We start from the raw sequence: 12,337 nt of genomic DNA on the forward strand, positions 1-12,337 counted from the left end.
GCAAAATCATGAAAACTACATTCAAAATTTGGTCTCTTTTAGCACTGTTTAGTTTATCTATTGGAGTCATTAGCTGTTCTGATGATCCCGAGCCAGAAATGCCTACCATTGTCAATGTGCCAGATACCAATCTCGCTACTCAAATTCGTCTAGCACTAGAACTTGAAGCAAGTGCTCAGATCACATCTGAGGATATGTTGAGACTAGAGGAATTGACAATAGATGGTGGTTCTGATTTCTCAGGAACAATCTCCGAAATAGCTGACCTTACAGGGTTAGAATATGCTGAGAACCTTACTTATCTTCATTTTGGGAGTACCAAGGTGTCTGACCTTACACCGATCAAGGACTTAAAAAAGGTGGAATACCTCAGAATGAACAATACAGATGTCACTGATCTGAGCCCTGTATCAGAATATACTACGCTTACATATTTCAATGCGAATACAGCTAGAGGTATTACTGATATTAGCCCACTTTCTAAAAACACTGGACTGAAAGAAATAATCCTTAGAGAAGTACCAATGGGAAATGCTGGTCTGAATACCATCAGAAATTTCACCACACTCTATAGAATCAACATGAGAAACACTGGAGTTACCAATGTAACAATCTTAGCAGAAATGATGGCTGCTGGTGCCTTACTAGATTCTACTCCAGGTGCAGCAGAAAATGGTGGCGCTACCTTGGATTTGAGACAGCTTACTGTTGAGGATTGGAGTCCAATTAGGCCATATTTGGATCAAATTTCAAATATTGAGGGTGTTCCAGCAGAGGATTAATTTAAAGCATATAGCTTTAAAAAAGTTTGCTTAGCTCTAAAAACCACTCACCTAAATAGGAGAGTGGTTTTTTTATTCCCAACCTTGTCTCTTATTAATACTAGGATGTAATTTTAATTACCTTTGCTGCATGATACAGCGAACTTTTTTTGTTTTGCTTTTGGGGTGTTTTAATACGGTTTTCTTCGATGCACAAGCTCAATTGAAACAGTGGACATTAATTTGGTCTGAAGAATTCAATTACAAAGGCTTACCCGATCTTGAAAAGTGGTCTTATGAACTTGGCCATGTGAGAAATCAAGAGCAGCAGTATTACACCCAAAACAGGCTTACCAATGCACAAGTCAAAAGAGGGAAATTATTCATAACTGGAAGAAAGGGAAAATATCCGAACGCTGCCTTCGACCCCGGCTCGACCAATTGGAGAACCTCGGAACCTTATGCGTCCTATACCTCAGCAAGTATCAGTACTCAAGGATTGCATGCTTGGACTTATGGCAGGATTGAGGTACGTGCCAAGCTCCCAAAAGGAAAAGGCCTGTGGCCTGCGATATGGATGCTTGGAACTGATATTGATGAAGTAGGTTGGCCTTTTGCAGGAGAAATTGACATCATGGAGCATGTTGGCAAAAAACCTTTGGAAATTCATGGAACCGTACATTATCCTGTCGGCAATGAAGAGGAATACTTGTCCAATGGAGGCCTTCATGTCCAAAAGGGTTTGGCACGGAAGTTTAATGTGTATGCGATTGAATGGTCAGCGGAGAAAATCGACTTTTATGTCAATGATGACCTGTATCATTCATAATTGATCATGCTGGCATTGGACCAGATAACCCTTTTCGCAAACCGCATTTTTTGATCATCAACCTTGCCATGGGGGCCAATTGGCCCGGGCCAATAGATGATAAGGTTCTGCCACAGCAGTTTGTTATAGATTATGTAAAGGTCTATCAATAGTTAATATACCCTTTTTTTACTTTTACCTTCCATCTATACATTTCTATTCGTAATTTTAATTCCTAAATTGAATATACTATTCTTTACCAGTTATATCGATTTAATGGTAAAATTGGCTGCTATTAGTAAATTCCAAAAAATCGGAACAAATTATCAATTAGATTCAACCGACATGACTCGGGCAGGCATCAATCAATTTCAATGCAAAGTTAAATCGGTTTTAATATGATTTGCTCGCTAAGTGCTGTAAATCGCAATTTCTCTATTTACATCAATTCAACCATTCAATTATTCAACCATTCAATTATTCAACCATTCAAAATTAATGGCTAGAAAATCCAAACCTCAAAAGACCACTTTTAACCCCATTAGCTATCTCAAGTCTGGCAATGCACGTAAATTACCTATGCATGAATGCCTGATTCCTAAAAGCTGGCAGGAAGACAAGAAATTCCCGATCCTATTTTCAAGAAAACATGTCAATGGGAACTTGACTTTTGTGTCTGTGTTAGTGGATTTACTATGCACAGGTGCCAAAGATGTATTGTTTTTTGTTAATGAACCTGATTTTATCTATCATGAAATTTTGGAGACTTACGAGGAAAACTTATTAGTCGAGTTCGTTCCTGTGAATTATGAATTGATTCATAATATCATTTTTGAATCAGTTGCTTTTGCCGAGGAGTATGGCATCGCACCTCATGAAGATTTTAGATTTGTGGAGATGATCCTGGAAGAAGATACAGATGACTTTCCAAGGATAGATGTACCATTGGGTGAAAATGGCAAGGCTCATTTACACCTCAATGAAGGGGATGATAGAATTAAATATTTCGAGCATCAAATCCTCAAATACGGCAAAGAAGGTACCTATGAAATATTTTACCATGATCATGAGGGTGTTTTTGACGATGACTTCGAGGACGATGAAGGATTTGAAGATTACTTGATGAACTCCTGTCTATTTTGGGAAGAGGAAGATTGGGAGGATTATTATGAAAATATAGATTTGGAGGATTTGCCAATAGATATCGTTTATCACATTATCCCCAGATTGCCTGATTATGATTATGAGAAAATGAAGCAAGAAAAACTCTTTGCTCCATTTACCAAAATCCAGTCAACTGATAAACCAACTTCTAAATCAGACTATAGTAAAAGGGAGAGAGAAAAAATGCATGAAATCTTTGAATTACTGCAAGATTGGGACGCTATTGACATTGAACCAAACCCCTCTATCATCAATAAAATCGAAAATGAAATAAAGCAATCGCCAAATAATAGAATCCTACTGCAATACAAATGGGAATACTTTCATAGAATTCAAGCAGATGAAAAAACCATTGAGATAGCTCTTGAGATGAAAAGGAAATTCCCGGATTACCTTTTTGGACTCACTTGTCACGCCCAAACCCTAATTGAATTAGAAAAAGTAGATGAAATCCCTGATGCTATGAATAATTTGCATAAACTTCAGGATTTAGATCCCAAAAGGAAAAAATTCCATACGACAGAGCTATTAGCCTTTTATTCTCCATGGATCTATTACTATTCAATGACAGGACAAATTAGGGCTGCCTTTTTCTTGATGCGATTGCTGATAGAACTCGAAGTGTTAGGAGATATGAGTTTACATCCTATGGTGCTTGAAGCTTACAGGGAAGCTACATCGAAAATTGTTTCCGCTTATCTCAGTAAAGTTAAGTCAGGTTATATTTCTAAGGATGATTTTATTGAAAAGATGATGATTTGATAAGTCACAAAGGGATTTTCTTTTGTGTATCTTTACATTCCTAACCACTAAAACCATGACTAAATCAATTCAAAAACTTCTAATCCTCTCTTTAGGAATGAGTATCGCATGTTCTCAACAAGAACCGGAATTTCAATATCCGGATGTACAGCCACCTGTAGCTACGATCAAGCCCTTTGAAATTACTGCCAAGCATGGACACGTCAGAGTGGATAATTACTACTGGCTCAATGAGCGAGAAAATCAAGAGGTCATCAATTACCTCAATGCAGAAAATGCCTACATGGACACCATGTTAGCACATACCAAGGATTTTCAAGCTTCCCTCTTCAATGAAATGAGAAGTCGCATCAAGGAAGATGATGCTTCTGTCCCTTACAAACTGGATGATTACTACTATTATTCCAGATATGTCGAAGGTGGAGAGTACCCTATATATGCTAGGAAAAAAGGATCCTTGGATGCAGCCGAAGAAATCATCATGGATGGCAACGAACTGGGTAAGGATAAGTCCTTTCTCAATTTTTTTACTTCGGTAAGTCATGACCACAACCTCGCTGCCATCATCATGGATACGCAAGGAAGGAATTTCTACACCGTCATGATCAAAGACCTCCGAACAGGAGAGATGCTGCCTGACAAAATCGAGAATATCAGAAGCTCAGCTGTCTGGACCACAGACAATAAATCATTCTATTACTCCATTCCTGATCCAGTTACACTGAGGAACTATCAAGTCAAAAGACATATCATCGGGCAGGACGCCTCTCAAGATGAGGTTGTTTTTGAAGAAAAGGACCAGACGCTCAATTGTGGTGTAGGCATCACCAAATCCAAAAAATATATCATCATTGGCTCGGGTCGTACAGATGCCTCTTATGCCTATTATCTAGATGCAGATAAGCCAGGCAAGCCACTGCTCATAGCACCGATTGAAGACAATGTACAATATGATGTAGACCACGCTGGGGGGGATGAGTTTTTCATTTACACCAATCAAGATGCTGTCAACTATAGATTGGTGAAGACGCCGATCACTAACCCTACAAAAGCTAACTGGAAAGATGTAATTCCAAATCGCTCAGATATATTTTTGGAAGGTGTAGATTATTTCAAAGACTATATGGCTGTGCAAGAAACCAAAGAAGGCCTTGCCAAAATCAGAATCATCAAATATGCGGACAATGCCGAACATGAAATCCAATTCGACGAACCAGCTTATTCGGCAGGCCTAGGGTACAACCCAGCTTTCGATACTGATGTTGTGAGGTATTCCTATACTTCTATGACTACTCCTAACTCTGTCTATGATTATAATATGGAGAGCAGGACTAAGGAATTGATGAAAGAGCAGCCTGTTTTGGGGGATTTCAACAAAAATAATTACCAAACCGAGAGGGTCATGGTCACTGCTAGAGATGGCAAAAAAGTCCCTATGTCCATCGTCTACAGAAAGGATAAATTCAAAAAAGATGGAACCATGCCCGGCTGGATTTATGCCTACGGTTCTTATGGATACTCCATGGATGCTTCTTTCAGCTCAAGCAGGTTGAGTTTATTGGATAGAGGAATGGTCTATGCCATCGCTCATATCCGTGGAGGTCAGGAAATGGGAGGGGACTGGTACGAAGATGGCAAGATGATGAACAAGAAAAATTCTTTCTATGATTTCATCGATTGTTCTAAGTGGCTTCAAGACAATGGCTATGTAGCCAAAGATAAACTCTTCGCCTCAGGAGGTAGTGCAGGTGGCTTACTGATGGGTGGTATTCTCAATATGGCACCCGAACTTTACCGTGGAGTTATTGCGGCAGTAGCCTTTGTGGATGTGGTCACTACCATGATGGATGAGTCTATTCCATTGACCACCTTCGAATGGTTAGAGTGGGGGAACCCCAATATCAAGGAGCAATACGAGTATATGCTTTCTTATTCTCCTTATGACAATGTGGAAGCTAAGAATTACCCACATATCTTAGCAACTACTGGTTTGCATGACTCCCAAGTACAATACTGGGAACCTGCCAAATGGGTAGCTAAACTCCGAACCCTAAAAACTGACAACAACAACCTATTCCTCTATACAAATATGGATGCAGGTCATGGAGGAGCGAGTGGCAGATTCGAAAGACTCAAGGAGGTTGCTCGCGAATACGCCTTTGTCTTTGATATCCTCGGTATAAGAGAATAAGTACTTCATATAACAACTCCCAAAAGCCCGATCACCCATCAGATCGGGCTTTTTTTTACTTAATCATCAAAAAAATATGTCTATCCGTTTTCTAGTATGTAGCCAAACAATAGATTTTTGAATGTGGAATTTTAATTTCGGTTGACTGTAAACTGTTGTCTATTGACGCGTATCAACAAAATGTAATGCCTCTTTTTTTACCACTTGCATTAGTGATGAAACTCGTAATAAAGCTCTATATCTTGTTTTATTACAATAAAAATTAAAATATTTCAATGAAAAAAAATTAAAAATACCCTGTTGTGGGTATTTTGATATAAGAAATATATATCTACATTTGTGGAGGGTGATTAAGCAATTTTTCTTTGGCATTCGCCAAACAACAAAACTTCAAAGGGCTATATTTTTTAGCCCTTTAATTTTACCCCCTCATTATAATGATGATTTGTATATCCGCTTACTTGCACTCAGCCAAACAAGTAATAGTTCCACAAGAAACAAGACAAAACCTCCAACAAAAAGCTGAACTGAGTAATCGTATAACCGATTAGAACCCCTAAACAGTTACCCAATTACACAGTTACTCATACAACCCCTCGCTTAACGTTTAACACTTAACGCTTAACACTTAACAATAAACACTTAACCCTCCAATCCCCCTCCGCTGCGTTCGTTGTGTCACCGTTGCGATCGTCGCGAGAAACTTCATTCCCAAAATTTCTTTTAGAGCAATTTGTGATTTCCTCCCGTGAGGGATGGTACCAAAGATCCTACCCAACATTCCGATGAATCGTGCAATCGAGCAACCGATTAGAACCCTTCCCCAGTAACTCATACACCCCCCTTCACTTAACGTTTAACACTTAACAATTAACGCTTAACGCTTAACCCTCCAGCTCACTGTCACCTGCTGCCGTCCGTCGACCGTGGTCTATCTACCCTAATAACTAATCCCCAATAACTCAATCACTAAATCCCCCCAATCCTAAATTAAGGAAAAATCCCCAAATCCATATAGCTCACCGCGATCCGCTCAATGGCTAGAATAAAGGCCGCTGTTCTTAGACTTTGAATATTTTTTTCTTTCCGGGTTTTGTTCATCGCATGATAAGCTTCCACCATGGTTTCCTCTAAGCCTGACAATACCAAATCTCGCTCAGATGCTCCTTTGATCAAGGCATCCTTCTCTAGGTCAGTGAATTCCTCACCTGTGGCATTTTCTATGGTGCCAAGTAGCTTTCTGTATTTCTCCATATCATAGCGCTTCTCAAGCTTACCAAAAGAGACACGTGACAGATTTTTCAACCACTCAAAATAAGAAACAGTAACACCCCCCGCATTGAGGTACATATCAGGGATCACCAAGATACCCTTTTCCAAAAGAATCTTCTCTGCCTCTTGAGTAACAGGACCATTTGCAGCTTCTCCAATGATCTTTGCTTTGATTTTGGTAGCATTCGATTTAGTGATCTGATTCTCTAGAGCAGCAGGAACGAGAATATCACATTCATAAGTCAGTAGTTCAAGACTATTCTTGATAAACTCTCCCTTAGGAAAACCCTTTAAGCCTTTGTTTTTCAGTTGATAGGACTTCAGTGCTTCGATATCAATACCCTCAGGGTCATAAATGCCTCCATTCCACTCAGCTACGGCAACAATTTTTGCACCAGCCTCCATGATATATTTAGCAGAGTAGTAACCTACATTACCCAAACCTTGGATAATGACTGTCTTTCCCTTCATACCTGTAGAAAGTCCCAAAGCTGCCATATCTTCCTCTACCTCTACAGCTTCCCTGATCCCGAAAAATACGCCTTGTCCAGTAGCTTCTGTTCTCCCATCTATACCGTGCTGAGAAAGTGGCTTACCAGTGACACAACCCTTAGCATTGATCAACTCAGGATTGAATGCCTCGTAAGTATCCACAATCCAAGCCATTTCCCTTGCACTTGTACCATAATCTGGTGCTGGTACGTCTATTGCCGGTCCAATGAATTTCTTTTTGATGAGTTCAGAAGTGTACCTCCTCGTAATTTTCTCAAGCTGAGTTTCATTATATTTCAAAGGGTCTATACGAACACCACCTTTGGCACCGCCAAAAGGAACATTGACAAGTGCACACTTGTATGTCATCAATGCTGCGAGTCCCTTGACCTCATCTTCATTGACATGCTCTGAATAACGGATACCTCCCTTTACTGGCAATTTATGATGCGAGTGCTGAACCCTATAACCTGTCAGGGTTTCATAAGTACCGTCCTCATTTCTCAAAGGGAAATTGAACTTGTAAATACTGTTACATTGCTTGATTTGCTCTATCAAACCTGGGTTGAGATTCATGTGTTTGGCGGCATCATCCACAAAACCACATACATCGTCAAATAAACTATACGCTTGTTCCTTACTCATAAAAATGGTCATATTTGGTGAATACACTAAGATACAAATCATTTAAAAACTTCAACCCAGCCACCCTGATATTTATTATAAACGGTGCTTTTGGATTTGCAATAAAAAACTAGACATAAGACACAAGATACAAGATACAAGATGCAAGAGGCAAGACATAAGACTCAAGATACAAGAAACGATTCGAGACACAAACTAACCAAGAAGCAAGAGCCAAGTGTCCTTATTGAAATATGCATGCGTGAAATAAAGTTGAAATATACCTTCCGAACTGAGTAATCGTATAACAAATTAAAACCCCTACACAATTTCTCAGTTACTCCTTCAACCCCCCTCGATTAACGTTTAACACTTAACGTTTAACCCTAACCCCCCGATCCCTCAGGACACCCCGAACCCTCGGGCAATCAATCACTCAATAACCCAATTCCCTCTCCGTTGCGTCCGTTGCGTCATCGTTGCGATCGCCGCGAGAAACTTTATTTCAAAAAAAGCCTTTTAGAGCTCTTTGAGGAATTTAGAGCGCTTTGTGATTTCCTCCCGTTAGGGATGGTTCCAAAAATATAACCCTAAAACACCCGAATCATGCAATCGATTAGATCCCTACCCAGTTACACAATCATACAATAACTCCTTCACCCCCCCTCGATTAACGTTTAACACTTATCGTTTAACCCTAACCCCTCGACCCCTCGGGCAATCAATCACTCAATAACCCAATTCCCTCTCCGTTGCGTCCGTTGCGTCATCGTTGCGATCGTCGCGAGAAACTTTATTTCAAAAAAAGCCTCTTAGAGCTCTTTGAGGAATTTAGAGCGCTTTGTGATTTCCTCCAGTTTGGGATGGTTCCAAAAATATAACCCAAAACACCCGAATCATGCAATCGATTAGATCCCTACCCAGTTACACAATCATACAATTACTCCTTCACCCCCCCCCTCGATTAACGTTTAACACTTAACGTTTAACCCTAACCCCCCGACTCCTCGAGGCAACCCCAATTCCTCGGGACACCTCGACCCCTCGGCACACCAATCTCTCAATAACCCAATTCCCTCTCCGTTGCGTCCGTTGCGTCATCGTTGCGATCGTCGCGAGAAACTTTATTTCAAAAGAAGCCTCTTAGAGCTCTTTGAGGAATTTAGAGCGCCTTGTGATTTCCTCCCGTTAGGGAAGGTTCCAAAGATCCGACCCAACAAAATAAGCCCCAGTCTCCTAGGGCTTAATCAATTTCACATGCTACTTTCAACTATTAAGGAAGAATCACTTTATCTATGACATGAATCACTCCATTAGTGGCTTGGATATCTGTCGCTACAATACCTGAAGTCCTATCATTTTGGTCTATCAAACTTGGGCCAGATACATCTACAGTAACTTCATCACCTGAGAACATGGTAATAGTTCCATTAGATAGGTCTGTAGAGAAAACCCTTCCAGCAAAAACATGGTAAGCCAAAACACCCTGCAATCCTGCAAGACCAATTCCATCTTCTTCATCTATTAATTCCTCCAAGGAACCGAAACCTAGTTCACCCAACAAATCTACAAAAGCATCATTTGTCGGAGCAAACACGGTCAAATCATTTGTGGTTGCCAAAAGTTCAACAAAACCAGCAGCGACGACGGCCTCAACAAGTATAGAGAAATTCTCATTTCCAAGAGCTACCTCTACAATGTTTTGAGAAGGCGGAAGCAATACCGCATCTATCGCATGAATCACACCATTTCTTGCTCTGATATCAGCCGCTACAATTTCGGCACCATTAATTGTGCCATTATCAGCTGAAATCTCAATAAACTGTCCATTCACGGTTTGTACAAATGTATTGGTGAGATCAGTAGAAAGCACTGTTCCAGCTACCACATGGTACAATAAGATTTCTCTTAGCCCAGGTTGATTTCTAACATTGCCGGGATTCAAACCTAGTTCAGCAAATGCAGCATCAGTAGGAGCAAAAGCCGTCAAATCATTTCTAGAGAAAACAGAAGCCAACCCCGTAGAACCCAATGCTGCATTGAAAGTGCTAAATGTAGGTCCCGGATTTCTTCTTTCATTTGCTGCACCTACATTGCTTGGAATGCCATTTTGCATTCTATCAATAGTGGTAGGAATGTCATAAAGTGCTACTTCAGCATCCAATGTTGGGGATACTTCCTCTAGGTCTGAACATGCAGTAAACCCTAGTGCAAAAATGGTCAATACTGCCGACCAAATCAATTGGTTTGTTTTTAGTTTCATTTTTTGTGTAGTTTAGATTAGGTTATTTGTATTTGATAACCGATTAACTCAATTAGATTTTATTTTGTTTGAAAAATTATTTGGCTATCAGATTGAATTTTAGAATTTTAAAGGGTCAATCGTGCAATTCGCAACTTGAACTGTTATATTTTTACTTCCAATTTCATGCATATCCATAACTTCAATATGTCAAAAAGCCATTTTTACTTTAAGTATCTTGCTATCAAAGCACTAACAAGCCTTAAGATCAACAATCTTCCTAGCTTCTTATTTTTTGGCATGCTCTTATTGAGTGCCTGTACTTCTTCAAGACCTACCACCAGCCAAAAACCAAGTACAGCGCCAATCTCAACCTCTAAACCCAATACAAGCATTGGTTTGCCCGAAAAAACAAGCAGTACTTCCTTTTACAACACCTACGAGCTCACACTGCAAGAAGGAAAAAGGGAATTCAGAGGGATATGGATCGCAACGGTTGCCAATATCGATTGGCCTCGCTCAGGCATGGATTCTTGGGATAAACAAAAAGCAGACTTCATCGCCTTGCTTGATTACTACCAAAACCTAAATTTCAATGCGGTCATCGTCCAAATCCGAGCAGCAGGTGATGCCTTTTATCCATCCCGATTTGCTCCTTGGTCAAAATACCTGACAGGCCAACAAGGGAAAAAACCAAATACCACAGAAGACCCACTATCTTGGATGATCCTCCAAGCCCATCAACGTGGCATGGAATTTCACGCTTGGCTCAATCCCTACCGGGCAACATTCGACCTCGCCATTGACCAACTCAGCCCACAGCATGATTTTCACAAACACCCAGATTGGATGATCAAGTACGGCAACAAGTATTATTACAATCCTGGCATTCCAGAGGTACGCAAGCACCTGACCAACATCATTCAGGAAGTGGTACAAAACTATGACATCGACGCCATCCATTTTGATGATTACTTCTATCCATACAAAGTCGAAAAAGAAATATTCAGAGACCAAGAGACATACAAGAAATTTGCGCAAGGACAATCACTCGAAGACTGGAGAAGAAACAATGTCAATCTTCTAATCAAAGAAACGCACCAGACGATCAAGACTCACAAACCTTGGGTTCAATTTGGTATCAGCCCTTTTGGAGTATGGCGCAACAAAGACAAAGATCCTAATGGCTCCAATACCCGAGCAGGGGTAACCAACTATGATGACCTCTTTGCAGATCCCATCACTTGGATGAAAAACGGCTGGATAGATTACCTCATTCCACAACTCTATTGGAGCATGGATTACAGCTTAGCTGCGCATCGAGAATTGGTGTCTTGGTGGGCCAAAAACTCACATCAAACCAAAATATACATCGGCAACAGTCCATACAAAATCCGAGACAATGCAGACAAAGCTTGGGACAACCCTCGCGAAATTTCAACCCAAATTGAATTCGCCAGAACCTTCAGGGAAATTGCTGGAAATGCCTTCTTTTCTGCCAGCTCCTTTTATTCAAAAAATAAAGATGTTGCTTCCCTTATCAAAGAGAATAATTACAAATACAAAAAACTAACTCCTCAATTTGTATCAAAAAGTACAAGTAACGCACTTCCTAGCCCTAAAGCTGAACTCCAAGTGGATCAGGGAATTCCTCGCTTGTTTCTCCCTTATGCCATCGATCCACAATTTAGATTTGCCATCATCTATACAACAAATCACCTAAATCAAGTCAGCCAAAAAACAGAAGGCATCTCTTTTAGAAAAATCTACCTCAATGACCGAACCAAAAATCTAATTATCCTTGATCAACAAGATTTAAATCAGCAATTCTTAGTTTTGACCTTCATGGATAGATTTGGGAAAGAGAGCAAGGCGCAGGTCTTTGAAATTCTCGCGAAACCTTAATAGGGCTTGCTGAAAAAGTCTCAGGTATGCCAGATTCAAAGCGGGCGAATGAAGATGTATGTTTATACTTCGAATGAGCCCAATAAAGAACCTGTCAAGTCGCCAGGAAGGGATGG

General features: G+C 40.2%; 7 protein-coding genes. 5 read left to right on the forward strand and 2 right to left on the reverse strand.

Features of this window, described 5'->3' with window-relative positions:
- Positions 1 to 8: 8 nt before the first annotated feature.
- The 4 genes from BW935_RS05825 (at position 9) to BW935_RS05840 (ending at position 5,686) form a co-directional block, all read left to right on the forward strand.
- A complete protein-coding gene (locus BW935_RS05825; RefSeq protein ID WP_076499368.1) occupies positions 9 to 782 on the forward strand; it encodes a leucine-rich repeat domain-containing protein in 774 nt (257 codons plus the stop codon).
- Between the two features lie 130 nt (positions 783 to 912).
- Entirely contained in the window at positions 913 to 1,590 is a 678-nt protein-coding gene (locus BW935_RS05830; RefSeq protein ID WP_084565828.1) for a glycoside hydrolase family 16 protein, read from the forward strand.
- A 477-nt stretch (positions 1,591 to 2,067) separates the two neighbouring features.
- Positions 2,068 to 3,495 carry a hypothetical protein gene (locus BW935_RS05835; RefSeq protein ID WP_076499370.1) on the forward strand — a complete coding sequence of 476 codons (1,428 nt, stop codon included), beginning with the start codon at positions 2,068 to 2,070 and terminating at the stop codon, positions 3,493 to 3,495.
- A gap of 55 nt (positions 3,496 to 3,550) precedes the next feature.
- Positions 3,551 to 5,686, forward strand: a complete 2,136-nt coding sequence (locus BW935_RS05840) for a S9 family peptidase (RefSeq protein WP_076499371.1) — start codon at positions 3,551 to 3,553, stop codon at positions 5,684 to 5,686.
- A gap of 990 nt (positions 5,687 to 6,676) precedes the next feature.
- Here the strand turns inward: BW935_RS05840 and BW935_RS05845 are convergent.
- Both BW935_RS05845 and BW935_RS05850 read right to left on the reverse strand, forming a co-directional pair.
- The gene (locus tag BW935_RS05845) at positions 6,677 to 8,095 is read right to left on the reverse strand and encodes a Glu/Leu/Phe/Val family dehydrogenase (protein ID WP_076499474.1); all 1,419 of its coding nucleotides are present in this window, start codon (positions 8,093 to 8,095) and stop codon (positions 6,677 to 6,679) included.
- A gap of 1,252 nt (positions 8,096 to 9,347) precedes the next feature.
- Positions 9,348 to 10,337 carry a fasciclin domain-containing protein gene (locus BW935_RS05850; RefSeq protein WP_076499373.1) on the reverse strand — a complete coding sequence of 330 codons (990 nt, stop codon included), beginning with the start codon at positions 10,335 to 10,337 and terminating at the stop codon, positions 9,348 to 9,350.
- A 165-nt stretch (positions 10,338 to 10,502) separates the two neighbouring features.
- Here BW935_RS05850 and BW935_RS05855 point away from each other — a divergent pair, with 165 nt between their 5' ends.
- Positions 10,503 to 12,221: a glycoside hydrolase family 10-like protein gene (locus BW935_RS05855; protein WP_245802649.1), complete on the forward strand. Its 1,719-nt coding sequence runs from the start codon at positions 10,503 to 10,505 to the stop codon at positions 12,219 to 12,221.
- The last annotated feature ends 116 nt before the right edge of the window (positions 12,222 to 12,337 follow it).

Origin of the sequence: Belliella pelovolcani (assembly GCF_900156785.1) — a bacterium.
GTDB lineage: Bacteria > Bacteroidota > Bacteroidia > Cytophagales > Cyclobacteriaceae > Belliella > Belliella pelovolcani.